Source organism: Kitasatospora sp. NPDC033851, assembly GCF_055576085.1.
This window is the reverse complement of the sequence record NZ_JBVIRL010000003.1, coordinates 338,540-362,999: the sequence shown is the minus strand read 5'-3', so window position 1 is coordinate 362,999 and position 24,460 is coordinate 338,540. Positions and strand designations below refer to the sequence as shown.

The following is a 24,460-nucleotide window of genomic DNA, read 5'->3' as shown; positions in this document are numbered from 1 at the left end:
GCCGGTCACAGCACCTTGTCAGGAGCCATACGATCGGTCCGCCATGACAGCAGCAGCCAACCAGAGCGGTCGGCGCCCCACCACCTCACGTCGCTTGGAGCGGGCCGGCATCCGGGACGTGGCGGCAGCCGCCGGAGTGTCGATCACCACCGTCTCCGACGCGCTGAACGGTAAGGGCCGCCTGCCCGACGAGACCCGCAGCCGGGTGCGCGAAGTCGCCGAGCGCCTCGGCTACCGCCCCTCGGCGGCCGCCCGCACCCTACGGACCGGACGCTCCGGCCTGATCGGGCTGACCGTCACGACCTACGGCGAAGAACCCTTCACCTTCACCGAGTTCGCGTACTTCGCCGAGATGGCCCGGGCCGCCACCAGCGCCGCCCTCGGCCGCGGCTACGCGCTGGTGGTCCTGCCCGCCTCCTCACGCCACGACGTCTGGGGCAACATCGCCCTGGACGGCACCGTGGTGATCGACCCGCCCGACCAGGACCCCCTGGTCAGCGAGCTGTACCGGTCCGGCGTCCCGGTGGTCAGCGACGGCAAACCGGGCAACTGCCCGGTCACCGCCTGGGTCGACAACGACCACGAGGCCGCCGTGCTCGGCATCCTCGACCACCTCTCCGAAGCCGGCGCCCGCCGGATCGGCCTGCTCACCGGCACCAGCACCGACACCTACACCCGGCTCTCCACCGAGGCCTACCTCGGCTGGTGCGCCAAGGTCGGACAGGAACCGGTCTACGAGACCTACCCGGCGCACGACCCGGCAGCCGGCGCGGTCGCCGCCGACCGGCTGCTCGCCCGCCCCGACCGGCCGGACGCCGTCTACGGACTGTTCGACCCCAACGGGACCGACCTGCTCGCCGCCGCCCGCCGGTACGGCCTGCGGGTCCCGGACGACCTGCTGCTGGTCTGCTGCAGCGAGAGCGACGTCTACGCGACCACCGAGCCGCCGATCACCACCCTCTCGCTCAAACCGCGCAAGATCGGCACCACCGTCGTCAACCTGCTCATCGACGCCATCGAGGGCGTGGACTCCGGCACGGGCGTCGACATCGCCCGGCTCTTCCCGCCCCGGTTCCGCACCGCCGGCACCGGACCGCCGCCGGGCACCCTGATGCCGACCGAACTGATCGTCCGCGCGTCCTCCCAACGCCGGAGTCCGCGCACCACCGTCAGCCCGCCCCGACCGCCGGGCGAGGTCTAGACCGCCGACACGATCGACGTCGGCGGGGCGTCGATCGGGGTGTCCGTCGGGGCGTCGATCAGGGCCTCGGTCGGGGCGTCCACAAGACGCCGCCCCGGCACGCCGAACAGCCCCCGAACGGGTACCGACCGGAGCCGGGCGAGCACGAAGGAAGCCCGGCCAGAGCTGATGAGACCATACCGAGCCAGGACAAAACGGACCCCCAGGGGCCGCCCGGCTGACGCTCCGGAGGATTGGATGCCCACCAGGTGACGACGGCGGGAGAGTGGTCTTCCTATGATGGGCGAATGACACCCGAGGACCGCTTCCCCGGGCCCGAGTACCCCCACTCGGGCCCCCGCCACCAGCCGGACCTCGACGTGCTGCCGTACGGCACCTATTACGAACCCGACCCCGCCCAGGGCTACCCGAGCACCCCGTACGACGCCGAGACCTACAGCGGCTACGGCGGCGCCCGCTACCTCGAACAGCACTGGACCACCGACGGCCAGGGCCACACCGTGCACGCCCAGAGCAACGCGGTGGACGCCCAGGGCAACGCGGTGGACCAGTCCGCGGCGTTCTCGCACCAGGACCACGCGGGCTACGACGACCGGCCCGGATACGAGGAACGAACCGGATACGAGGAGCGCCCGGCCTACGACGGCCAGGAGCACACGGCCTACGAAGGTCAGGAGCACGCCGCGTACGACAGCCAGGACAACAGCGGCTACGACGACCGCGCCGGCTACGAGCCGACCCTCCCCGACCAGCCCTCCCCGGCCCTCCAGCTCGCCGGCCGCGACGACCCGCCGACCATCGAACTCGGCCCGCCGCTGCCCGACCCCGCCGCCCCGACCTACCCGTACCCGGCCCCCGGCCCCGGCGAGCCCCCCGGCCCGGTGTACGTCGTCGGCGACGTGCACGGCTACCTCGAGGAGCTGCGCGCCGAGCTGCACCACCAGGGCCTGATCGACGCCGACGGCCACTGGTCGGCCGGCCGTGCCCGGATCTGGTTCCTCGGCGACTTCACCGACCGCGGCCCCGACGGCATCGGCGTCATCGACCTGGTCATGCAGCTCGCCGCCGAGGCCGCCGCGGCCGGCGGCTACTGCCGCGCCCTGATGGGCAATCACGAACTGCTCTTCCTCGGCGCCGCCAAGTACGGCGACGAGCCGGTCCAGTCCACCGCCGGCACCGCCTCCTTCCTGGCCGCCTGGCGGCTCAACGGCGGCCAGCAGAACGACCTGGACCGCCTGGAGGCGCACCACATCAGCTGGCTGTCCCGGCTCCCCGCCGTCGCGCTGGAGGACGACCACCTGCTGCTGCACTCCGACACCACCGCGTACCTGGAGTACGGCGAGTCCATCCCCGACGTCAACGACGCCGTGCACAGCCTGCTCGCCGACGGCAGCGTCGACGAGTGGTGGGACTGCTTCCGCCGCTTCACCAAGCGCTTCGCCTTCCGCGGCGACGCCGGGCCCACGGCCGTCCACGAACTGCTGGACACCTACGGCGGCACCCGGATCGTGCACGGGCACAGCCCCATCCCGTACCTCACCGGCGCGGTGCACGCGGACGACGGCCAGCCCCCGCACATCCCCGGACCGTACGTGTACGCGGACGACCTCGCGGTGGCGATGGACGGCGGCGTCACCATGGAGGGGCGCCTGCTGGTCGCCCGACTGCCCATCAACTGACAGCCGTCATCGAGCAGTTGTTCCCAGCGCTCGGGCCGTCGCACGCGCGCGGCCCGGGGCGCGAAATTCCGGAAACCGACTGTCAGCCCGGGCACACCCGCCCCTACCATGAGGCACACCACACCCGGCCGCCCGTCCGGCGGCCCGCCTCCGCGCCCGTTTCGGCGTCCTGAGGGCGCCCGCGCCCCCGGGGCGGAGCGAACCGGAGTCCGCACGAACGGGGTCCCCATGTCCAACCCCCCGCCGCTGCTCGCCGAGGACCGCCCGGAGTACGAGCGCCTCCTCGCCGAAGCCCTGCGCGACCGCACCGTCCTCGCCGCCCTGCGCGCGCCCGGCGCGCACACCACCGACCAACTGCGCATCCGCGCGCTGCGCGACGCCGACGGCATCAACGCCGCAGCCGCCACCGAATACGCGCACTACACCCGGCTGCGCGACAGCCTGCGCGCCACACCCCCACCCCCACCCGGCACCGAACCCACCGCCCCCGGCCTGCTCACCCAACTGCGCTCCGCGAACGGCGGCGCCGGACTCTTCCCCGTCCTCACCGTGCTCACCCCGATCCTCGCCTGGGCCGCCGCCCTCTTCCTGCTGCTGGTCGGCTACCTGCTGCGCGCCGCCGAGCCGGACCTCGCCCTCGCCCGGTCCCTCGTCACCGCCGGCTGGGTCGCCCTCGCCGCCGGGGTCGCCGCGATGGCCATCGGCATCGTCGGACTCCTCCTCACCGCCATACGCGACGGCACCGCCGCCCCGGCCGGCACCGACCCGGAACTCGCCGCCGAACTCGCCGCCGCCCGCACCGAATGGCGCACCGCCCTGCGCGACCGCGGCCTCCTGCCCTACCTGCACGCCGCACTCCCGCCGGTACCCGGGCGCGAACCCGCTTCCGAACCCGCCTCCGAACCCGCTCCTGATCCCGGCACCGGCGAAGGGCCCGACACCGGCGAAGGGCCCGACTTCAGCAGCCCCGACTTCAGCAGCCCGGGCTACACCTCCCCCGCCTTCACCAGCCCCGGCCCCGACGGCCTCACCGACCCCGAGGGCCGCACGTCCCGCCCCGCCGCGTTCACCACCCCCGACTTCACCGGCCCCGGCTACACCCCGCCCGCCTTCACCGGCCCCGACGACGTCACCTGAGCCGTCGGCCGCCGAACTCCCCTCCGACGGCGCCACCCGGGCGACAACCTCGCCCGCCCGGTCCTCACACCGAGGAGCCGGATCCGCCGCCGCCCCCGGCACTACGGCGTCGGCTCCGGCACGTCCGTCAGCACCCGCAACTGCGGTGGGCCGTCCAGCAGCTCCGCCGTGCGGTCCAGCGACCGCGCCAGATGCGGGCTGGCCAGGTGCGCGTCGAACGCCTCCCGGGACTCCCACTCCTCCACGACCACCAGCACCGCCGGATCCTCCGGGTCCACGTAGTTCCGGTACGACAGACAGCCCGGCTCCGCCAGGCTCGCCCCCACCATCGTCCCTGCCTGCTCCCGCATCTCCGCCTCGCGCCCGGCCTTCGCCCGCAGCCTCGCGATCGCCGTGATCCGCTCGGTCATTCCGCCCCCGTCCGTCGAGTCCTGCCCTGTCCCCGGCCCCAACCGCCGACACCGCCCCGATCTTCCCCAGGCTCACCCGTACGGCTCAACCATCCGGCCCTGTCCTGGGGACTCCTGCTTTCCTGACGGAGACTCAGGCGAGCGGGCGAGTCCCCGCCCAGGCTGCGCTCAGGCTGGCCCCAGCAGGGCCAGGCTCCGCGCCGCCACGCGACCTACGCTCGTCATATGGGCACACCACTGGGGGACTTCATCCGCGCCAAGCGCGACAGCATCCAGCCGGAGACACTGGGCCTGCCCGACCACGGCCGCCGCCGCTCACCCGGGCTGCGCCGCTCCGACCTCGCCATCCGCGCCGGCATCAGCGTCGAGTACCTGACGAGGCTGGAACAGGGCCGCGACCGCAACCCGTCCACCGCCGTCGTCAACGCGCTGGCCGACGCCCTCAGCCTCGACCACGCCGAACGCAACCACCTGCGCTACCTCACGAAGATCACCGGCGGCGCGTGCGCCGGACGCACCCGGCCCGCCCCCGCGCCCCGCGAGATCCGCTCCACCGTCCGCGAAACCCTACGGCTGCTCGAACCCGGCATCGCCGCCGTCACCAACCGGCTCGGCGACGTCCTCGGCCACACCAGCGGCTACGCGGCCGTCCTCGGCGCGGCCGGCCTGCTCGACGACCCGGCCCCCAACCTCACCCGCTACGTCTTCACCGACCCGCGCGCCCACGACCTCTTCGCCGACTGGCACGACATCGCCGACGAGCAGGCCTTCGACCTCTGGCTCGGCCCCTCCGCCGAGGCCTCCGAATGGCTCAGCACCGAACTCGCCCCCGTCGCCGGCCCCGAGTTCACCCGCCGTCTCGGCAACCACCTCGTCCCCCGCCGCGGCCCGCTCCGCCTCCACCACCCCGCCGGCCCCGAACTCCGCCTCCACCGGGAGACCCTGGACCTCCCCGCCGACTCCCAGCAGCTCCTGGTCCTCCTCCCCGCCGACGACGAGACCGCCGCCCACCTCGACCGCCTCCTCACCCCGGCCCCGCCCCGCCTGCGCGCCATCTCCTGAGGAGCGGCATCTCGTGAGGACCGGCATCTCCTGAGGGCCGGCGCACCCTCCGTCACCCGGCCCCCGCCACCCCGGCGGCGTCCGCCGCCGCCCGCACGAACGCCAGCACCCGCGCCGTCGTGTTCCCCTCCCGCCACACCGGGCCGCGCTCGATCGGGGGCGCGTCGTGGATCGGCACGTAGGCGACGTCCGGGCGGGGGTAGTAGCGGCGCGAGTGCTCGCCGACCGGCAGGACGCCGCGGCCCATGGCGACCAGGCTGAGCATCTCGGAGAACGTGCCGCCGGCCGGTCCCTTGGGCACCGGGCGGCCGGCCGGGGTGTGGCCAGGGGTGCGGTCCCGCTTGAAGCCCACCGAGGTGACCGCCGGGTACTGCACCACGGGGTGGTCGGCGAGCACCTCGATCGACACCGACCGTTCCCCGGCCAGCGGATGCCCGGCGGCCACCGCGAGGACCCGCTGCTCGGTCAGCAGGACCGGGCCGCGGGCCATGCCGTCGAACGGGTAGGAGGCGATCAGCACGTCCACCGAACCGTCCACCAGACTCGCCCGGGAGTTGGAGAGCTGGACCTCGCAGACGTCGACCCGGCAGTCGGGGTGCCGCTCGCCGAACAGCGCGGCCGCCTTGAGCAGCAGCGGCGCCGTCCACTCGCCGAGGAACGCCACCCGCAGCCGCCCGGTGACCCCCCGGCTGGCGTCCTCCGCCCGACGCAGGGCCGCCGCCGTCGCCTCCACCACCGGGACCAGGTCATCGACCAACTGCCGACCCACGGCGGTGAGTCGGACCGACCGACTGGTGCGCTCGAACAGCTGGCCGCCGATCCGGCGCTCCAGCTTCTTCACCACCTGACTGACCCGCCCGGTGGTCAGGTGCAAGCGCTCGGCGGTCCGGCCGAAGTGCAGCTCCTCGGCGAGCGCGAGGAGGACATCGATCTCCAACCGTTCCAGCATCCCGCGCCACCCCTCGATCGTTGAATCCGGCTCAACGATCGTACGTTCATCAGACATTGATGGCTGGTCCGGCCCGGAGGATCGTAGAACCCGTCACCAGCCGCGCCGAACCGCCCGCGGCAGTACCACCGCCGAACCCGAAGGCCCCCATGACCAGCACCGCCCCCAGCACCCCCGCCGACACCGCCGCCGCCACTGCCGCCACTGCCGCCACCGGCCGTCGGATCACCGCAGGCCTCTTCATGTCCCTCGACGGCGTCGTCGAGGCCCCCGAGACCTGGCACTTCCCCTATCTCAACGAGGAGATGGGCGCCGTCGTCGGCGGCCTCGCCGCCGCGGCCGACACCCTGCTGCTCGGCCGCCGCACCTACGAGGCCTTCGCCGCCACCTGGCCGCTCCAGAGCGGCGACATGGCGGACGCCCTCAACGCGATCCCCAAGCTGGTCGTCTCCACCACGCTCGGCAAGGCCGAGTGGAACAACTCCACCGTCCTCGGCGGCGACCTCGTCGCCGAACTGACCGAGCTCAAGCGGCAGCCGGGCCGTAACATCAGCCTCTCCGGCAGCATCATGCTCACCCGCACCCTGCTGCGCGCCGGGCTGATCGACGACCTCCACCTGCTCGTCCACCCGATCGTCCTGGGCCCCGGCATCCGCCTGTTCACCGAGCAGGACCGGATCCCCCTGCGACTCGCCCACTCGGCCACCTTCAGCACCGGCGTGGTCCACCTGCACTACCAGCAGGCCTGACCCCCACCCTCCCCTCCCCCACCCACCGAAGGAACCCACCCATGCGCGTCGTCGCCTTCGACCACCTCGTCCTCAACGTCTCGGACGTCGAACGCTCCCTGGCCTTCTACTCGGGCCTCCTGGGCCTGGAGCCCGTCCGCGTCGACGAATGGCGCGCCGGGAAGGCGCCCTTCCCGTCCGTCCGCGTCACCGCCGAGACCATCATCGACCTGACCAGCCGCCCCCGGAACGAGTCCAACGTCGACCACATCTGCCTCACCGTCGAACCCCTCGACTGGCAGGAGGTCATCGACTCCGGCACCTTCACCGTCCTCGAAGGACCCGTCTCCCGCTACGGCGCCCGCGGCACCGCCACCTCCGTCTACGTCCAGGACCCCGACGGCAACACCGTCGAACTCCGCTGGTACCCCCGGTGACGGGTGCCGCCCCGACCCCACAGGGGAGGGCCGGGGCGGCACTTCAACCCGCCAACAGCCGAACAGCCGTCAAGGGCAGATCAACCGAACGGTCGGGCTCAAAGCGTTCCAAGGCTGCATGGCATGGATCATCCCAGGCACGGCCCCAGGTCACCGAGCAGATTTCTGCGCAGCCGAAGCGCTGCTCCGGGAAGTCCTCCCGGAGCAGCGCCCGCGTTGGTGCGTCGTCAGTCCGCCGGCGGGAGGCAGATCCGGTTGCCCTGGGCCTTGAACCAGCACAGGGAAAGCCACAGGCAGCCGGCTCAACGCAGGAGTTCGGCCGCCGGGGTGTGGTTTCCGGTTGCCGAGGCACCTGCCATCGCCGAGGAAGCGTTCTCCGGATCGGTGCGGGGCGGTACCACCAGGAGGAGGAAGTGGTCCTGGAAGCCCCGGGTGACACTGATCGTCGCGTCACTGCCGGCGAACCAGTTGATCTTGACCATGAGGCCGTTCACCATGAGGGACCGGGGTACCTCGCCCCAAGCCGAGGTGTCGAGGCCGACCCGAACGATCGGCCCGAGGTGGGCGCCGAGCGCGGTGATCAGGTCCGGCAGCTCGGCCAGGATGTGGTTCGAGCGGGGCCACCACGCGCCGTCGAAGATCCCCTCCCGAGTCATCGTCGGCTCCAGCACCAGGCGTGGCAGGAGCGGAGCACCGGGCACGGACCACGGCCCGGGGGAGGAAGGCGTGGGGAGAGGGACCGGCATCATGTGAGGCCGCCCGTCTGGTCCACGAGGGACCAATCATGACCCAGGGCGACACCAGCGCGAATGCCGATATTCGGAATGTCCTCGGCTGTCTCCCACGGTACTCCGCGGAGGTCTCCCAGGTGCCGTCCGGCCCGCAGGAGTACGCTCGAAGGCATCCAGGGCATCGCGCATTCCGGTACCCGTTCCGGCTTCGTTCTGGGTGAAGGACGTTCCGGGCAGCCCCAGGCCGGCCCGGAGGCGGGACCGGTGTACGCCGTGACCACTCACTCCCCGCAGTCGGCACGGCCGGGCCACGGCCTCACGGTCGCCGACGCCATGGACCCCTGCGCCTACCAGATAGCCGACGACAGCACCGTCGACCAGGCCGACGACATCCTCCACAGCGCCCGCATCGACTTCCTGCTCGTCCGCGACCACAACGGCCGGTGCGAGGGACTGGTCACCCGCGCCGGGCTTCACCCGTTCCTGACGCGCTCCCGGTGCACCGAGCGGACCGTGATCAGCGCCACCACGCACCAGCGCGGCCCGTTCACGTGGCCGACCATGGGTCTGACCCTGGCCGCGCTCGCGATGCGGATCAAGCGCCTGGCCGTCTGGCCCGTGATCGACGAGGACGGTTACATCCTCGGCGTCCTCACCGCGGACCGAGCCAACCACCTGCTCGCCGCCAACCGCCTGCTCGCCGCCGAGCCCGCCTGAACGTCGCGCCGCCGGGGCGCCGCTCCGGGAGACCTGTCAGCCTCCCGGAGCACGCCGTCAACGGCCGCCGAGCCCGCCTGAACGTCGCGCCGCCGGGGCGCCGCTCCGGGAGACCTGTCGGCTTCCCTGCGAGGGCTAGTGCCGGCGGCGGGCTGCGGCTCGTCCGCTACGCCTCACGAGGATGAGGACCGAGCCTCCGAGGGCGATGGCGGCCGCCGAGCCAACCGCGATGCCAATCGATTTGCCGGAGCCAGTGGCGGCCAGTGCTTGTCCCGCCCCCTTCGGGTGTTCGGCCGGTCCACCCTGCTCGTGACCGCCCTGGCCGTTGCCGTGATCACCTTGCTCGTGGCCGCCGTGCTCCTGACCGCCGTGACCACCTGGATGATGAGGCGGCCCAGCCGGACCAACGGGAGCGACGGGGCCGGTGGGCCCGGCGGGGCCAGGAGGGCCGGCAGGACCGGCAGGGCCGGCAGGACCGGCAGGACCGGGCGAACCATTGGCGCCGGGCAAACCGTTGGCACCGGGCGAACCATTGGCGCCAGGCGAACCATTGGCGCCGGGCAAACCGTTGGCGCCAGGCGAACCATTGGCGCCGGGCAAACCGTTGGCGCCAGGCGAACCATTGGCACCCGGAGCACCAGGCGCGCCGTTGGGACCGGGAGCACCCGGAGCACCCGGCGAACCGTTAGGACCAGGCGCGCCGTTGGGACCGGGAGCACCCGGAGCACCCGGCGAACCGTTAGGACCAGGCGCGCCATTGGGACCGGGAGCACCCGGAGCACCCGGAGCACCCGCAGCACCCGGCAAACCGTTAGGACCAGGCGCACCGTTGGGACCGGGAGCACCCGGAGCACCCGGCGAACCGTTAGGACCAGGCGCGCCATTGGGACCGGGAGCACCCGGAGCACCCGGCGAACCGTTAGGACCAGGCGCACCGTTGGGACCAGGCGCACCCGGAGAACCGGCAGCACCAGGAGGCCCAGCCGGGCCACTCGGCCCAGCCGGGCCACTCGGCCCAGGGGGGCCGACAGTGCAGGCCGCCCTCGTGATGGTGTTGTCGTCCAGAGTGACGGCGCCGTTGCGCGCCAGGGCGCGGCCTTCGATCACCGAGGCGTGGTTCACGCTGATGGACGTGAGGGCCAGGATGTTGCCCTTGAAGAAGGAGTTGACGTCGATGGTGGCGGAGCTACCGACCTGCCAGAACACATTGCAGGGCTGTGCTCCGTTGACCAGGCTGACGACACTCGACGGAGCCGTGATGAGGGTGGAGCCGATCTGGAAGATGAAGACGGCATTCGGGTCGCCCATGGCGTCGAGAGTGACGGTTCCGGTGAGGTTGAGCGACGAGCTCGCCTTGTAGACGCCAGGCGTCAGCGTCAGTCCGCCGATGTCGCCGGGAGAGGTCAGGATGGCCGTGGGGGCCCGACCGGCGGCGTCGTTGTAGGCGATGACAAGGTCGGACTGGGCCTGCGCCGCCTGCGCATCGTTGACGTGCTGAACCCCGTTCACGGCTCCAGGGGGGAAGCCCGTCACGCTGGTGCCCGGGAAGAGCCCCAGGTCGCCGTTGATGACGCTGGAGCCGGTGTTGGTGACGGTTGAGCCCGCGAGGACCGCATAGCTGGTGTCGGTCCCCAACCCCACTTGTGCCGTTGCGGCATTCGCGGGAATCGTGGCCAGACCGGCCGACGCAAGCAACGTCAATCCGGACAGCAGGACGAACGTTCCCGCGAGTCGAGATCGTCTACGCCCTCGTTCTGGTGGAGCGGACAACATGGCATCGACTGCCATAGGACAAAGACCTTTCTTGTCGCCGCTGAACTCCGTCACCCGAAGGGGGGATTCGGAGCGCCGCTGGTGAGCTTTCGGTCCGGCCCCACCCCTCGCACTCGCGCCGGAGGCGCCACGAAGAGCGGCTGCCGGCCAGGCGAGGTGATGAGGAGTCACCGACTAACTACACCGTGCAACAACAACATAGAAAGAAGAGACCGATAAAGATGCAACGGAGTGACGCACCAGCGCCGATCGGGGAGATTCCCCCCGCCCCGGCATGTCGTTCGCCTGTGACCGAGCGACGGGGGCATACTTCGCGTCCGCTGCCCAGGTCGCCACCGGCGCCATAGCAGTACCGTTTTTCCTCTTGGGCGCGTCCGGGCCGGTGAATCACGTATCGCCCCGTCATCCCAATCGTTGGCCCGATCATGAACGACCTAACGAATTCGCACGACGAAGTGCTCGCGTCCGCCGACAATGGCGCCAGCACCGTGGCCAGGCGCTGCCGCGCCGCAGGCGGTCTGCTCAGGGTCACACTCGGCGAACTGCGCGAGGAACTCGGCTGCCGAAGACTCGGCAAGTACGTCCTGGAGGAACTGGCCGAGAGTCTTACCGAGGAGGGGCTCGGCTGGTTCCCGACCTGGCGGCTCTCCCCGGGAGAGAACAGGGAGCCGCGGCAGGAACACGACGTATGGGTATTCCTCCGGGACGGCGGCCTGCGCTGCCAGGTCATCGACGCCATCCAGGCCCCCGACGGCTCCGACGTCCCCACCGTCATGAACGGCCTGCTCGTCGGCCGTCCCCAGGACCTCTCCCCGGAGCACAAGCTCGGCCTCATCCGCGAAATCCTCGGACTCTGACGCACACCCGAGAAGTCCGCCGGCCGACTCCACCTGCGCACCCGCATGTTCGAGGCGCTGCGCCGGACGCCCCTTCCGGGATCCCAGCGCAGCGCCTCGGTACCTGCGGTCAGTCCGCCATCGGCAGGTAGACCTTGTTGCCGTGGGCCTTGAACTCCTCGGACATGGCCTGCATGCCGGCCAGCGCCTCGGCGTCGAACTCGGTGCCGACGGCCGTCGCGCCGTCGCCGTGCTCGTCGCGGATCTTCTGCGAGATCTTCATCGACGACAACTTCAGTCCGAAACCAGCACATCGCGTCTGAATGCGCCGACGTGATGCCTTCTGGGCGGCATCGGGGCGCGACTCGGGGACGGCTCGGCGTGCCGTGGCAGGGTCAGCGCCGCGGGTAGACGAGGACGGGGCCGATGCCGGTGTCGGTGCCGAAGACCGCGGCGTCCGCACCGATCAGGTCCGGGACGAGTGTCCCGGCCGGGAGCGCGGATGCCTGGCCGGTGGCCAGGACGACCGAGGTCGGTGTATCGCTCAGGCCGCCGGTGTTCTGGTCGGGTGTCTTGGCGTTGCCGTACGCCGTTCCGTCCTTGTCCACCGTGGTCAGTTGAACGGGGTTGCGGGCGCCGGTCGCCTCGAAGCAGTAGCCCTTCTTCGCCTGAAGGTCGAAGACCGCGAAGTCGGCGATCAGGTAGCGGCCGTCGGACGACAGTCGGGGCGTGGCCTTCTTCCCCGTGCACTCGACCGTGGCGAGCACTTGGCCGGTCCCGCCGTCGTGCACGGCCCAGACGGACCTGTCGTTGTCGTGCCCGGTGGACGGCCACGCGGCCACGACATGGCCATCGGGTGATCCGTAGGCCGTCACTGTGCTGGAGCCCACGATGGCGCTCGCCCCTGCGGGTACCACGTCGCCGCTGAACCAGCCGCCGAGCGCCCAGAAGGCGCCCCGGCCCTGAACCAGCGGGCCGGCCGGGGTCAGCGCTGTGACGCCCGTACTGGTGTTGCAGGAGCCGAAGGCCAGCTCGCAGGGCTTGGGGGCGTTCAGGGCGGCGTTGTTCCGGTCGTACGTGGTGACCTGGCCCGAGAGCACGTCCACCACGGCCGTGGACCGGCCCAGTTGCACCGCGGTGAGGCCGCCGTCGCGCTGAACGCCGTAACCGGTGGCCTTGTCCGGGACCGTGGTCTCCTTGACCGGCGCCGCCTCACCGCTGGACGCCGTGTCGTACGCGGCAAGCCGTGTGACGCCGCTCGCCCGGTTCACACCGTCCCCGCCTTCGGTACCCGTGACCGCGAGGACCACGTATTCCTTACCGGCCTTGTGCGTGACGAACACCATGGCGTCGGCGTCCAGGCTGTCGCGCGTGGGATTCGCGACCGGCTTGCTCCGCCAGCGGATCGCGCCGGTCTTCGCGTCGTAGGCGAGGACGCTCGCGGTCTTCTTGTCCTCGGAGATCGAACGGAACAGGATCAGTCCCGCGTCGGATGCGACAGCCGGACCACGCAGGTTCCCGTCCTTGCCCGCCTCGACCTCCCATCCCCTTGTACTGTCGAACGCCGCCGGAATCGGTTTGGCCGGCGCGGCAGACCGGGCCGGCGCGGCAGACCGGGACGGCACGGCAGACTGGGACGGCACGGCAGCCGAGGTCTGCGTCCGGGACTCCTTGGGATCACCTGGACCCGACGAACCTCCACACGCGGTGAGTGAGAGTGCCGCGAGCGTCACGAACGCTCCCGCCTTCGCCACTGATCCGACCATGCGCTTCCCCCAAAACCAGCTCTGCGCAGCCACTATGACGGTACGACAGGTTTCCCATTTCCAGCACGGAGAACCGTCCCACCATGGCAGCACCCGGCCGCCCGCCTCGTCCACGGGATTTCGGGTGCCCGGAGGCAGCCCCGGAAACAGCGGAGCGCCGCCCCGAGGTGATCGGGGCGGCGCTCAGGTGTCCTGGGTCAGTCGGCCATCGGCAGGTAGACCTTGTTGCCGTGGGCCTTGAACTCCTCGGACATGGCCTTCATGCCCTCGACAGCCGTCTCGTCGTACTCCGGCGAGGCCTGGCCGTTGCCGAACTTCTCATTGATGGTTTTGCTGATCTTCATCGAGCAGAACTTCGGGCCGCACATGGAGCAGAAGTGGGCCGTCTTGGCGGGTTCGGCGGGGAGGGTCTCGTCGTGGAAGGCGCGGGCGGTCTCCGGGTCGAGGGCCAGGTTGAACTGGTCCTCCCAGCGGAATTCGAAGCGGGCGTCGGAGAGGGCGTCGTCCCATTCCTGGGCACCGGGGTGGCCCTTGGCCAGGTCGGCGGCGTGGGCGGCGATCTTGTAGGTGATCACGCCGGTCTTGACGTCGTCCCGGTTGGGCAGGCCCAGGTGCTCCTTGGGCGTGACGTAGCAGAGCATGGCGGTGCCCCACCAGGCGATCATCGCGGCGCCGATGCCGGAGGTGATGTGGTCGTAGCCGGGGGCGACGTCGGTGGTGAGCGGGCCGAGGGTGTAGAACGGCGCCTCGTCGCAGATCTCCTTCTGGAGATCCATGTTCTCCTTGATCTTGTGCATCGGGACGTGGCCCGGGCCCTCGATCATGACCTGGACGTCGCGCTCGCGGGCGATCCGGCCGAGCTCGCCGAGGGTCTGCAGCTCGGCGAACTGCGCCTCGTCGTTGGCGTCGGCGATCGAGCCGGGGCGCAGGCCGTCACCGAGCGAGAAGGTGACGTCGTAGGTGGCCAGGATGTCGCAGAGTTCCTCGAAGTTGGTGTAGAGGAAGTTCTCCTGGTGGTGCGCCAGGCACCAGGCGGCCATGATCGAGCCGCCGCGGGAGACGATGCCGGTCTTGCGGCGGGCGGTGAGGGGGACGTAGCGCAGCAGCACGCCGGCGTGGACGGTCATGTAGTCGACGCCCTGCTCGCACTGCTCGATGATGGTGTCCCGGTAGACCTCCCAGCTCAGCTCCTCGGCCTTGCCGTCCACCTTCTCCAGGGCCTGGTAGAGCGGCACGGTGCCGATCGGCACGGGGGAGTTGCGCAGGATCCACTCGCGGGTGGTGTGGATGTTGCGGCCGGTGGAGAGGTCCATGACGGTGTCGGCACCCCAGCGGGTGGCCCAGGTCATCTTCTCCACCTCCTCCTCGATCGAGGAGGTGACGGCGGAGTTGCCGATGTTGGCGTTGATCTTCACCAGGAAGTTGGTGCCGATGATGGCCGGCTCCACCTCCGGGTGGTTCACGTTGACCGGGATGACGGCCCGGCCGCGGGCCACCTCGGCGCGCACGAACTCGGGCGCCAGGCCCTCGCGCAGTGCCACGTATTCCATCTCGGGGGTCACCACGCCCCCCTTGGCGTAGGCGAGTTGGGTGACGGCGACACCGCCGCGGCCACGCAGCGGGCGGCGCGGGCGGCCGGGGAAGACGGCGTCCAGGTTGCGCAGGTTTCCGCCGCGCGGCGCGGTGTGCTTGATCCCGTCGTCCTCGGGGCGCGCCTCGCGGCCGTCGTACTCCTCGACGTCGCCGCGCTGGCGGATCCAGGCGTCGCGCAGCGCGGGCAGGCCGCGTCGGACGTCGGGCTCGTACGACGCGTCGGTGTACGGGCCGGAGGTGTCGTACAGCGGGACGGCCTTGCCGTTGGTGAGCCGCACCTCGCGGTAGGGGACCCGCAGGTCGGGGCGGGATCCCTCGCGGTAGGCCTTGCGCCAGGCCGGGGTCGGGTAGCCGGTGCGCTCACTGCTGGGGGTGCTCTGGGCAGGCTGCGGCTGTGCTTCGAACGTGGTCATCTGACCTCTACTCCCTACGCCGGCATTACCCGGTCCAGGTTCCTGCGGTCGACGCAGCCGTCGGTCCGTCCGTCGACGGTCCGGTCAGCGTCCTCTCAGCCCGGTGCTCCGAGCTCCCGCGTCGCAGGCGGTGTTGCCTGCACATGACGCCCAACACCGTAGCGAGCCGATCGCCGCAGGTCCAGAGGGGGTCCACGGGTGACGCCACGGGCGGAGCGACGGGCACGCCCACCGGCGGATCCCCTCGGCTCGGGGAACGCCCGAGGCCCGGCTCCCCGTGACGGGGACCGGGCCTCAGGGCGGCGATGGAGGAGCGGGGTCAGCTCTTGGCGGCCTTCTTCACCAGGATCACCACGGCGGCCGCGATGCCGACCACCACCAGCAGCTTGATCGCGATGCTCAGCAGCGCCCCGACGACGCCGAAGACGAAGGCGACGACGTTCCAGGCCAGCACCAGGACCAGCACCGGGATGACGATGTTGCGCACCCACGAGGGCAGCGACTTCCAGAGCTCAGCCATGTCCGTTCCTCTTCTCCCCTTGGGTCGGCCGCCGTCCGGTGCCGCATCCCGCTTGCTTTCGATACTTCGATCGTACGGGGGCCCGAGTGCCGGAACGAGGCCCAACGGCCCGGAGAGAACCCCGAGATCACCCCGACCCCGACCCCCGGGGACACCCTCCGCCGACCTCCGGGGAGATCCCCTAGAAGGCCCCCGAGGTGGCCCGCGCCGCACCGGCCGGGAACCGGTCCACCGCCGGTCCGCCGCTGGTCGGCGGCCGGTCAGACGCCGGTCGGACGCCGGTCAGACCGGCCAGCGCTCGCCGCGCCAGGCGGCGTCCCAGAACATCCACTCGTAGCGCGAGGTGGTCACGAAGTGCTCGACCACCTTGCGGCGTTCGACCGGGGAGAGCTCCTCGCCGAGCCGGTCGGTGAGCGCCAGCACCCGGCGGACCACCGACTGGAACGCCTCGTCGCCGTAGGTGGCGATCCACTGGGCGTAGAGCGGGTCGGGGGAGCCCTGGGCGAGCAGCGCCTCGCCGACCCGGGCGTAGATCCAGTAGCAGGGCAGTACCGCGCCGACGGCCTCGGCGAAGGAGCCGCCGTAGACGGTGGCCAGCAGGTAACTGGTGTAGGCCCGGGTGGTGGGCAGCACCGGTTCGGCGGCGGCCTGCGCGGCGGTGCCGCCGAAGGCGGTCAGGAACTCGGCGTGCATGCCCTGCTCGGCGGCCAGCGCGCCGACCGCGTCGTCGGCGAAGGCCCGGACGTCCTCCTCGCCGGGCGCCTTGGCGGCGCAGACGGCGAGGGCGCGGGCGTAGTCGCGCAGGTAGTGCGAGTCCTGGACGACGAAGTGGCGGAAGGCCTCGCGCGGCAGGGTGCCGTCGGTGAGGCCGGCGAGGAAGGGGTGGGCCAGGATCTCGGCGTAGACCGGCTCGATGGCCGCCCAGAGTTCTTCGGTGAGGCTGCGGGTCATACGAACGACCCTAGACGGCCGGGCCGAAGCCCAGGCCCCGGTGTTCAGTCCCCGGGGTTCAGGCCTCGGGCGGCGAGAACACGACCAGGACCCGCAGTTCCTCGGTGATGTGGTGGAACCGGTGCGGGGTGCCGGCCGGGACGTACGCCACGGTGCCGCGCGCGACGGTCGCGGTCTCGGTGCCGACGGTCAGCTCGGCCCGGCCGCTGATCACCTGGTAGATCTCGTCCTGGTCGTGCGCGGTCTGCGGGTCGGTGTCGCCGGGGGAGAGCGCGTACAGCCCGGCGGACATCTGTGGTTCGCGCAGGAACCGCAGGTACGCGCCGTCGTTGGCCGCCCGTTCGGCGTCCAGTTCGTCCAGCCGGAACAGCTTCACCGGCGCCGTCCTTCCTCGTTCGTCCACCTCCGGAACCAGGGGCATTCAACACCAACCCGCCGTGGGGTGGTTCCCCCGGGAGGGTGGTGCCTGCCAGGCTTGGGCGGCATGAAGGGTTTCGTCATCAAGACACTGATCAACGCGGCGGCCATCTGGGTCGCCGCCTGGATCGTCAGCGGCATCCAACTCGCCCAGGGCAAGGCCGACTGGCAGCACAAGGCACTCACGGTGCTCGGCGTCGCCGTCGTTTTCGGCGTCGTCAACTGGCTGATCAAGCCGGTGGTCAAGCTGTTCTCGTTCCCGCTGTTCATCCTCACGCTGGGCCTGATCACCTTCGTGATCAACGCTCTGATGCTGATGCTGACCTCGTGGGCGTCAGGGCGGCTGGAGCTGGACTTCCATGTGACCAACTTCGGGGCCGCACTGGTCGGTTCGCTGATCATCAGCCTGGTGGCCTGGGGCCTGCACCTGGCCCTGGACGACGACTGACCGCCGTCGTGCGCGTACGCGCGAGGGGCCCGCACCCGGTGGACCGACCGGGTACGGGCCCCTCCGTCGTTGCGGCGACCGCACCCTCGGCCGCTCACCCCGCGTTCTCGCGCCCTCTGAGGATCTCCGCGAGCTCGGCGTCGAGCTCCCGCCCGGTGAGCTCCTGCCCCATCGGCACCAGCCGGTCGGTGCGCGCCAGGAAGGCGGTCAGCGGCGCCGACGGGGTCCGCAGCACCGCCTCGCCGTGGGGGGAGCTCAGCACGATGCGGACCTCCGAGAGCTCCTCGCCGACCGGGTGGACGTGCACGTCGCCCTCGCCCGCCGGGCCGCCGATCCCGTCGAGCAGCAGCTCCCGCGCGAAGAACCAGGTGACCGGCGCGTCACCGGGCAGGTGGAAGGCGAACCGGACCGCGTACGGATCGTCGGCCCGGTACGTCACCTCCGCCGGGATGCGGACGGAGAGCTCGTGCGAGACCACGAGGTTCATCACCAGGTGACCCTGGACTGTGCTGTGCTGCATGGCGCCAGTACCTCTCGTTCTGCCCGGACGGCCGGTACGCCGGGTCCGATGGCGGCCGGACACGGTTCGACGGTTTTACGACGGTTTCGCGACGGCGTTTCGACCCATTCCCCGGGTTTCGACGCATTCCCGGCGCGGGAGACTTCCGCACAACGCTCCTGCCCCGGAGGTGGCCATGGACCCCGAGAACCGCACCCCGCCACCGCGCCCGGTCGTGAAGCGCACCGCGCGGGCGATCCTGCTGGAGCTGGACCCGGACGATCCGTACGGCCCGGCCTCGATCGTGCTGATCCGGCGGGTCCGGCCGGGCGCGCCGCACCCGTACTGGATCACCCCCGGCGGCGGGGTCGAGCGCGGCGACCGGACGGTGGTCGAGGCGCTGCACCGCGAGGTGGACGAGGAACTCGGCGGCAAGATCGTGGACGTGGTGCCCGCCTTCGTCGACACCATCAGCCACACCCACCACGACGACGGCACGCTCCTGCACCCGCACGGGGTCAAGGTGCAGCACTTCTTCGTCTGCCGGCTCGCCTCGATGGACCTCAGCCGGCGGCACGGGCCGGAGGTGACGGAGCCGAACGGCGAGTACGAGGTGGTCCGGCTGCCGTTCACCCGCGAGGGGGTCACCTCGGTCAACGTCGTCCCACCCCGGCTGCGGTCGTACCTGGCGGCCAACATCGAGGGCATCCGCGCGCTCCTCGCACCCGATCTCGGGTGATCACCCGGGTCCTCAGCCCGCCGCCAGGTCGCCGACCAGGTCGTGCCGGATCCGCTCGGCCGGCACGCCCGACCGCAGCAGCACCCCGACGCCCCGGCGCACCATCGCGGGCGGTCCGCTGAGCAGCGCGTCCCGGCCCGTCCACGGGCCGAACCGGCTCACCACCTCGGGCAGTTCACCGGTCAGCGCGCCCTCGGCCGGACCGGTGCCGGACAGCACCGGGCGCACCGTCAGCCAGGGGTGGGCCCGGGCCAGCTCGCGCAGCCCGTCCAGCTCGTACAGCTCGGCGGCGCGGCGGGCGCCGTAGAACACCTCGACCCGGCGGCCGGACGCGCCGCGCTCGGCGACCTCCTCGACCAGTGCGCGGATCGGCGCGATGCCGGTGCCGCCGCCGAGGCAGAGCAGGTCCGCGCCAGCGGTGTGGTCGACGGTCATCGAGCCGGCCGCCGGTCCCAGCCGCAGGACGTCCCCGGGCGCGGCCCGGTGGACCAGCGCGTTGCTCACCCAGCCCGCCTGGACGGCCTTGACGTGGAAGGTCAGCAGCCCGTCCGGGCGGGGGGCGGAGGCGAAGGAGTAGTGCCGCCAGACCCGGGGCCACCAGGGCGTCTCCAGGCTGGTGTACTGCCCGGCGCGGAACGGGTACGCCTGGTCCGGGCACACGGTGATCACCGCGATGTCCCGGGTGCGGCGCTCGTGCCGGACCACCTCGCCCTGCCACCAGGGCGGCGAGGTGCGGGCGGCCTCCTCAGCGGCCTCGATCATGATCGAGGAGATCAGCCGGTAGGCGCGGCGCCAGGCCAGCTCGGTGTCGGCGTCCCAGCGGCCGCCCGCGTACCGGGCCAGCGCCTGCACCAGGCACTCCCCCACCGGGGCGTAGTGGCCGGTCAGCGTGCCGTACCGGCGGTGGCCACGGCCGAGCCCGCCCAGCCTGGCGCGCAGGGCCACCGGGTCCTCGGCGCCGCGCGCGGCGGCCAGCAGGGCACGGAACAGCCGGTCGCGCTGGACGTCCATGGCGGCGGGGAAGAGCGAGCGGACCTCGGGGTGGTGCAGGAAGAGCAGCGCGTAGAAGTGCGCGGTGGCCCGGTCGGCGACCGGCTCGACGGCGGCGAGGCTGGCCCTGATCAGCTCGATGTCCCGGGCGGTGAGCGGCAGTTCGACGGCGGGGACTTCGACGGCGGGGACGGAGTGCCCGAACGCGGGGACGGCGGGCGGTCGGTGCTCGGCGGACGTCGGCACCGCCCCCCAGGCGTCGCTCCAACTATCGCCCGGACCTGACCAGTTGAGCCCGGGCGCATCGGCGAACAAGGGACGGAAGGCGGGCGAGGTGCCGGTGGTCGAGACCGCCTCCGGGTAGGTCGGCGCCGGGACGGCCGACGGTTCGAACGGCACGGCCGACTGCTGGAACGGGACGGCCGGCGGTTCGAACGGCACGGCCGGCGGCACGGAGGGCATGGCCGGGATCGCCGGGATCGCCGGGTTCAGCGGGCGGACGGCCTCCAGGTTTCCCACCGGTTCCGCCACCGGCGGCAGGTCCGGCGGGTCCAGCGGCATCGGCGGCCGTACGGTTCCCTCCGTCGACAGCGCCTCCGTCGACGGCGCGTCCGTCACCATCACTCCCTCGGGCGGGAGCTCCGGCAGGCCCGGGACGGAGGCGACCCCCGCCGAGCCGTGCCCGGTGCGGACCAGAAGTGTTCTGCGGGACTTCACCGCTACGTTTCGAGTACCCAAGAGAATCGTTTCGCCTCCGGCCGGCCTGCGCCACCACCTGGCTTGTCTCTGCTGACGCCTAGGCAGCGTGGCACGCCCGAACTGCTCATCCGACAAATCACGCGAAGCCCGGACACCCGGTCCGGGAACGCGCTACTCTCACTCGATCGCGGTTGCCCTGGGTGGCCCCCCGTCCACCCTGGGCAACCGCCGTCTGCTCGCGGCGGGCGCCCTCAGAGCTGCCGCAGCAGCATCCCCGGCTGCTCCACGCAGTCCGCGACGAACCGCAGGAAGCCGCCCGCCGTTCCGCCGTCGCAGACCCGGTGATCGAAGGTGAACGACAGCTGCGTCACCTCGCGCACCGCCAACTCCCCGTTGTGGACCCAGGGCTTGGCGACGATCCGGCCGACCCCGAGCATCGCCGCCTCGGGGTGGTTGAGGATCGGGGTGGAGCCGTCCACGCCGAACACCCCGTAGTTGTTCAACGTGAAGGTACCGCCGGTCAGTTCGGCCAGCGTGGCCGAGCCACTGCGCGCCGCCTCGGTCAACCGGCCCAGCTCCTCGCCGAGTTGCTCGGTGCTGCGGGCCTGCGCGTCCCGCACCACCGGGACGACCAGGCCGCGCTCGCCCTGCGCGGCGAAGCCCAGGTGCACCGCCGAGTGCCGGACGATCCCCGAACCGTCCTCGGTCACCGAGGAGTTGAGTTCGGGGAAGCGCGCCAGCGCGACCGTGCAGATCCGCGCCAGCAGCGCCAGCACGCTCACCTTCGGTCCCGGCGTCGCGTTCAACTGCCGCCGCAGAGCCATCAGTTCGGTGGCATCGGCGTCCACCCAGCAGGTCGCGGCCGGGATCTCCCGGTGGCTGCGGCTGAGCTTCTCGGCCACCGCCTTGCGCAGCCCGCGCAGCGGGACGACACCCTCCTGGACGGCCGCCGGGAGCACCGCGGCGGGAGCCGCCGGCGCGGCCACCTTGGCGGCGACCGCCCGTTCGACGTCCGACCGCATGATCAGCCCGTCCGGCCCGCTCCCGGTGAGCGCGGCCAGGTCGACCCCCTGCTCCCGGGCCAGCCGCCGCACCAGCGGCGAGATCACCGGCACCACGACCGGACCGGCGGGGACCGCCGCGACCACGACCGGAGCAGCCGGAGCAACGGGAGCAACCGGAGCGGCTACCGCCGAACCCACGCCGACCCGGCGCCGGCGACCGCCCTTCCCGGTCTCCGCGACGCCGTACCCGACCAGCGGCCGCTCGACCTCGGCGGAAAGCCCGGCTGAGGACCCGGCGGAGGACCCGGCAGTCGACCTGGCAGGCGACTCGACAGCAGGCACCTCCGAGTCCCCGCCCGCCGACGCCACCGCGACCGTCACCAGCGGCGCGCCCACGGCGATCTCCTCGCCCTCCTCGCCGTACCGCGCGGTGACCACCCCGCCGTACGGGCAGGGCACCTCCACCACGGCCTTGGCGGTCTCCACCTCCACCACCGGCTGGTCGACCGCGATGACCTCGCCGACCTCGACCATCCAGCGCACCACCTCGGCCCCGGTGAGTCCCTCACCGAGGTCGGGCAACCGGAACTCCCGCACGACGGGCATCATGCTCAGTCCTCCCACTGCAGCCGGGCGACCGCGTCCAGGATCCGGTCCACCCCGGGCAGGTGGTGGTGCTCCAGCATCGGCGGCGGGTACGGGATGTCGAAGCCGGTGACCCGCAGCACGGGCGCGGCCAGGTGGTGGAAGCAGCGCTCGGTGACCCGCGCGGCGATCTCCGCGCCGGTGCCGCCGAAGCCGCTCGCCTCGTGCACCACCACGGCCCGGCCGATCGAGCGCACCACCCGGCAGACCGTCTCGTCGTCGAACGGCACCAGGGTGCGCAGGTCGAGCACCGCGAGGTCCCAGCCCTCGGCCTTCGCCGTCTCGGCCGCCTCCAGGCAGACCGGCAGCGAGGGTCCGTAGGTGATCAGCACGGCGGACGTCCCGGTGCGCCGCAGCACTGCTCGGCCGACCGGTTCGACCGGCGCCGCCGGGTCGAACTCGGTCTTGCCCCAGTAGAGCCGCTTGGGCTCCAGGAAGATCACCGGGTCGTCGGAGGCGATCGAGGCGCGCAGCAGCCCGTACGCGTCGGCCACCGTCGCGGGCGTGACCACGTGCAGGCCGGGGGTGCTGGTGTAGTACGCCTCGGAGGCGTCGCTGTGGTGCTCGACCCCGCCGATGCCGCCGCCGTACGGGACGCGGACGGTGATCGGCAGCGGGAGCCGGCCCGCCGTGCGGTTGCGCATCTTGGCGACGTGCGAGAACAGCTGCTCCAGCGCCGGGTAGGCGAAGGCGTCGAACTGCATCTCGACCACCGGGCGCAGCCCGTACATCGCCATGCCGATCGCGGTGCCGAGGATGCCGGCCTCGGCCAGCGGGGTGTCCAGGCAGCGGTCCGGGCCGAACTCGGCGGTCAGGCCGTCGGTGATCCGGAAGACGCCGCCGAGCGCGCCGACGTCCTCGCCGAGGACGTGCACCGCCGGGTCCTCGCGCATGGCGTCCCGCAGCGCGGAGTTCAGCGCCTGCGCCATGGAGGCGGTACGGGAAGAGACAGCTGTGGACATCAGTGCTGCACCTCGGCCTCGGCGGCCAGCTCGGCGGACAACTGGGCGGCCTGCTCCCGCAGCTGCGGGGTCGGCTCGGCGTAGACGTGGGCGAACAGCGACATCGGGTCGAGTTCCGGGTCCGCGTGGAACTCGGCCCGCATCCGGGCCGCCAGGGCCTCCGCCTCGTCCGCCGCGTCCTGCACCAGCCGGTCGTCCAGTGCGCCGAGTTCGCGCAGCGCGCGCTCCATCAGCAGGATCGGGTCGTGCTCCCGCCAGGCGGCGACCTCGGGCTCGGTGCGGTAGCGGGTGGCGTCGTCGGCGTTGGTGTGCGCCTCGATCCGGTAGGTCAGCGCCTCGACCAGGGTCGGGCCGCCGCCGGTGCGGGCCCGCTCGACGGCCTCGGCCAGCACGGAGTGCACGGCAGGGGCGTCGTTGCCGTCCACCAGCCGGCCCGGCATGCCGTAGCCGACGGCCTTGTGGGCCAGGCTGGGCGCGGCGGACTGCGCGCTGAGCGGGACGGAGATCGCGTAGCCGTTGTTCTGCACCAGGAAGACCACCGGCGCGTTGAGCACGGCCGCGAAGTTCAGCGCCTCGTGGAAGTCGCCCTCGCTGGTGCCGCCGTCGCCGAGCATCGCCAGCGCGACGGCCGGCTCGCCACTCAGCCGGGCGGCGTGCGCCAGCCCGACGGCGTGCGGGGCCTGGGTGGCGAGCGGGGTGCAGAGCGGGGCGGTGCGGGTGGCGCGCGGGTCGTAGCCGGTGTGGGCGTTGCCGCGCAGCAGGGTCAGCGCCTCCAGCGGGTCGACGCCCCGGGAGACCACGGCGAGGGTGTCGCGGTAGCTGGGGAACAGCCAGTCGCGCTCGCCGAGCACCAGCGCGGCGGCGACCTGGCAGGCCTCCTGGCCGGTGGACGCCGGGTAGACGGCGAGACGGCCCTGCTTGGTCAGGGTGGTCGCCTGCTGGTTGTAGCGGCGGCCGACGACCAGACGTCGGTAGAGCTCGCGCAGCAGCGCCGGCTCGTACTTCTCCAGCGCGGGGGTGCCGAGCACCCGGACGGGGGAGAGGTCCGGGAGTAGGGGGGCCGGGTCGGTGCGCGGGGCGGTGGCCCCGGGCGACCAGCCGGGCACGCCTGTGTGGTGTCTGTGGTCGAGAACGGTCATCTCGGGGCACCTCCA

At 72.1% G+C, this 24,460-nt stretch carries 25 protein-coding genes; 10 read left to right on the top strand and 15 right to left on the bottom strand.

Annotated elements, in window-relative coordinates:
- The first annotated feature begins 43 nt into the window (after positions 1-43).
- The 3 genes from ACZ51D_RS08410 (at position 44) to ACZ51D_RS08400 (ending at position 4,017) form a co-directional block, all read left to right on the top strand.
- The gene (locus tag ACZ51D_RS08410; RefSeq protein ID WP_188296553.1) at positions 44-1,201 is read left to right on the top strand and encodes a LacI family DNA-binding transcriptional regulator; all 1,158 of its coding nucleotides are present in this window, start codon (positions 44-46) and stop codon (positions 1,199-1,201) included.
- A gap of 542 nt (positions 1,202-1,743) precedes the next feature.
- Positions 1,744-2,880, top strand: a complete 1,137-nt coding sequence (locus ACZ51D_RS08405) for a metallophosphoesterase (RefSeq protein WP_465615869.1) — start codon at positions 1,744-1,746, stop codon at positions 2,878-2,880.
- A gap of 228 nt (positions 2,881-3,108) precedes the next feature.
- Positions 3,109-4,017 carry a hypothetical protein gene (locus ACZ51D_RS08400; protein ID WP_465661629.1) on the top strand — a complete coding sequence of 303 codons (909 nt, stop codon included), beginning with the start codon at positions 3,109-3,111 and terminating at the stop codon, positions 4,015-4,017.
- A 101-nt stretch (positions 4,018-4,118) separates the two neighbouring features.
- Here ACZ51D_RS08400 and ACZ51D_RS08395 read toward each other — a convergent pair whose 3' ends face one another.
- Positions 4,119-4,427 carry a putative quinol monooxygenase gene (locus ACZ51D_RS08395; RefSeq protein WP_465615521.1) on the bottom strand — a complete coding sequence of 103 codons (309 nt, stop codon included), beginning with the start codon at positions 4,425-4,427 and terminating at the stop codon, positions 4,119-4,121.
- A 225-nt stretch (positions 4,428-4,652) separates the two neighbouring features.
- Here ACZ51D_RS08395 and ACZ51D_RS08390 point away from each other — a divergent pair, with 225 nt between their 5' ends.
- Positions 4,653-5,489 (top strand): helix-turn-helix domain-containing protein, encoded by an 837-nt coding sequence (locus ACZ51D_RS08390; protein ID WP_465615519.1) that lies wholly within the window; start codon positions 4,653-4,655, stop codon positions 5,487-5,489.
- A 52-nt stretch (positions 5,490-5,541) separates the two neighbouring features.
- On the opposite strand, the gene ACZ51D_RS08385 is transcribed toward ACZ51D_RS08390, so the two are convergent.
- The gene (locus tag ACZ51D_RS08385) at positions 5,542-6,438 is read right to left on the bottom strand and encodes a LysR family transcriptional regulator (RefSeq protein ID WP_465661627.1); all 897 of its coding nucleotides are present in this window, start codon (positions 6,436-6,438) and stop codon (positions 5,542-5,544) included.
- A 149-nt stretch (positions 6,439-6,587) separates the two neighbouring features.
- On the opposite strand from ACZ51D_RS08385, the gene ACZ51D_RS08380 reads away from it, so the two are divergent.
- Both ACZ51D_RS08380 and ACZ51D_RS08375 read left to right on the top strand, forming a co-directional pair.
- On the top strand, positions 6,588-7,187 hold the full coding sequence (locus ACZ51D_RS08380; RefSeq protein ID WP_465661626.1) for a dihydrofolate reductase family protein: 600 nt from the start codon (positions 6,588-6,590) through the stop codon (positions 7,185-7,187).
- 41 nt (positions 7,188-7,228) lie between these two features.
- Positions 7,229-7,603 (top strand): VOC family protein, encoded by a 375-nt coding sequence (locus ACZ51D_RS08375; RefSeq protein WP_360498082.1) that lies wholly within the window; start codon positions 7,229-7,231, stop codon positions 7,601-7,603.
- Between the two features lie 302 nt (positions 7,604-7,905).
- Here the strand turns inward: ACZ51D_RS08375 and ACZ51D_RS08370 are convergent, their stop codons facing one another.
- Positions 7,906-8,349 carry a DUF5994 family protein gene (locus tag ACZ51D_RS08370; RefSeq protein ID WP_465615867.1) on the bottom strand — a complete coding sequence of 148 codons (444 nt, stop codon included), beginning with the start codon at positions 8,347-8,349 and terminating at the stop codon, positions 7,906-7,908.
- Positions 8,350-8,607: 258 nt separating this feature from the next.
- On the opposite strand from ACZ51D_RS08370, the gene ACZ51D_RS08365 reads away from it, so the two are divergent.
- Positions 8,608-9,051: a CBS domain-containing protein gene (locus tag ACZ51D_RS08365; RefSeq protein WP_465661624.1), complete on the top strand. Its 444-nt coding sequence runs from the start codon at positions 8,608-8,610 to the stop codon at positions 9,049-9,051.
- Between the two features lie 135 nt (positions 9,052-9,186).
- Here the strand turns inward: ACZ51D_RS08365 and ACZ51D_RS08360 are convergent, their stop codons facing one another.
- On the bottom strand, positions 9,187-10,824 hold the full coding sequence (locus ACZ51D_RS08360) for an ice-binding family protein (protein ID WP_465661764.1): 1,638 nt from the start codon (positions 10,822-10,824) through the stop codon (positions 9,187-9,189).
- 425 nt (positions 10,825-11,249) lie between these two features.
- On the opposite strand from ACZ51D_RS08360, the gene ACZ51D_RS08355 reads away from it, so the two are divergent.
- Positions 11,250-11,681, top strand: coding sequence for a hypothetical protein (locus ACZ51D_RS08355; protein ID WP_465661622.1), 432 nt, complete (start codon positions 11,250-11,252; stop codon positions 11,679-11,681).
- Positions 11,682-11,790: 109 nt separating this feature from the next.
- Here the strand turns inward: ACZ51D_RS08355 and ACZ51D_RS08350 are convergent, their stop codons facing one another.
- The 6 genes from ACZ51D_RS08350 to ACZ51D_RS08325 form a co-directional block, all read right to left on the bottom strand.
- A complete protein-coding gene (locus ACZ51D_RS08350; protein ID WP_465615509.1) occupies positions 11,791-11,943 on the bottom strand; it encodes a thiamine biosynthesis protein ThiC in 153 nt (50 codons plus the stop codon).
- Between the two features lie 112 nt (positions 11,944-12,055).
- Positions 12,056-13,540 (bottom strand): hypothetical protein, encoded by a 1,485-nt coding sequence (locus ACZ51D_RS08345; RefSeq protein ID WP_465661620.1) that lies wholly within the window; start codon positions 13,538-13,540, stop codon positions 12,056-12,058.
- A gap of 83 nt (positions 13,541-13,623) precedes the next feature.
- The gene (gene thiC, locus ACZ51D_RS08340; protein ID WP_465615505.1) at positions 13,624-15,432 is read right to left on the bottom strand and encodes a phosphomethylpyrimidine synthase ThiC; all 1,809 of its coding nucleotides are present in this window, start codon (positions 15,430-15,432) and stop codon (positions 13,624-13,626) included.
- Positions 15,433-15,751: 319 nt separating this feature from the next.
- Positions 15,752-15,952, bottom strand: coding sequence for a DUF5326 family protein (locus ACZ51D_RS08335; RefSeq protein ID WP_360498092.1), 201 nt, complete (start codon positions 15,950-15,952; stop codon positions 15,752-15,754).
- A 282-nt stretch (positions 15,953-16,234) separates the two neighbouring features.
- Positions 16,235-16,903, bottom strand: a complete 669-nt coding sequence (gene tenA / locus ACZ51D_RS08330) for a thiaminase II (RefSeq protein ID WP_465661618.1) — start codon at positions 16,901-16,903, stop codon at positions 16,235-16,237.
- A gap of 58 nt (positions 16,904-16,961) precedes the next feature.
- Positions 16,962-17,279, bottom strand: a complete 318-nt coding sequence (locus ACZ51D_RS08325; RefSeq protein WP_465661616.1) for a cupin domain-containing protein — start codon at positions 17,277-17,279, stop codon at positions 16,962-16,964.
- Positions 17,280-17,387: 108 nt separating this feature from the next.
- Between ACZ51D_RS08325 and ACZ51D_RS08320 the strand changes: the two genes are divergently transcribed.
- Positions 17,388-17,768, top strand: coding sequence for a phage holin family protein (locus ACZ51D_RS08320; protein WP_465615501.1), 381 nt, complete (start codon positions 17,388-17,390; stop codon positions 17,766-17,768).
- A 94-nt stretch (positions 17,769-17,862) separates the two neighbouring features.
- Here ACZ51D_RS08320 and ACZ51D_RS08315 read toward each other — a convergent pair whose 3' ends face one another.
- On the bottom strand, positions 17,863-18,288 hold the full coding sequence (locus tag ACZ51D_RS08315) for an SsgA family sporulation/cell division regulator (RefSeq protein WP_465615499.1): 426 nt from the start codon (positions 18,286-18,288) through the stop codon (positions 17,863-17,865).
- Between the two features lie 175 nt (positions 18,289-18,463).
- Here ACZ51D_RS08315 and ACZ51D_RS08310 point away from each other — a divergent pair, with 175 nt between their 5' ends.
- On the top strand, positions 18,464-19,006 hold the full coding sequence (locus ACZ51D_RS08310) for an NUDIX domain-containing protein (RefSeq protein ID WP_465615497.1): 543 nt from the start codon (positions 18,464-18,466) through the stop codon (positions 19,004-19,006).
- A 12-nt stretch (positions 19,007-19,018) separates the two neighbouring features.
- On the opposite strand, the gene ACZ51D_RS08305 is transcribed toward ACZ51D_RS08310, so the two are convergent.
- The 4 genes from ACZ51D_RS08305 to pdhA all read right to left on the bottom strand — a co-directional run bounded on the left by ACZ51D_RS08305 (position 19,019) and on the right by pdhA (position 24,445).
- Positions 19,019-20,713, bottom strand: a complete 1,695-nt coding sequence (locus ACZ51D_RS08305) for a globin domain-containing protein (RefSeq protein ID WP_465661614.1) — start codon at positions 20,711-20,713, stop codon at positions 19,019-19,021.
- A 233-nt stretch (positions 20,714-20,946) separates the two neighbouring features.
- Positions 20,947-22,305 carry a dihydrolipoamide acetyltransferase family protein gene (locus tag ACZ51D_RS08300; RefSeq protein WP_465661763.1) on the bottom strand — a complete coding sequence of 453 codons (1,359 nt, stop codon included), beginning with the start codon at positions 22,303-22,305 and terminating at the stop codon, positions 20,947-20,949.
- A gap of 5 nt (positions 22,306-22,310) precedes the next feature.
- Entirely contained in the window at positions 22,311-23,306 is a 996-nt protein-coding gene (locus ACZ51D_RS08295) for an alpha-ketoacid dehydrogenase subunit beta (RefSeq protein WP_360498106.1), read from the bottom strand.
- Positions 23,306-24,445, bottom strand: a complete 1,140-nt coding sequence (pdhA, locus tag ACZ51D_RS08290; RefSeq protein ID WP_360498108.1) for a pyruvate dehydrogenase (acetyl-transferring) E1 component subunit alpha — start codon at positions 24,443-24,445, stop codon at positions 23,306-23,308. Before pdhA ends, ACZ51D_RS08295 begins: the two co-directional genes overlap by 1 nt.
- Positions 24,446-24,460 lie beyond the last annotated feature (15 nt).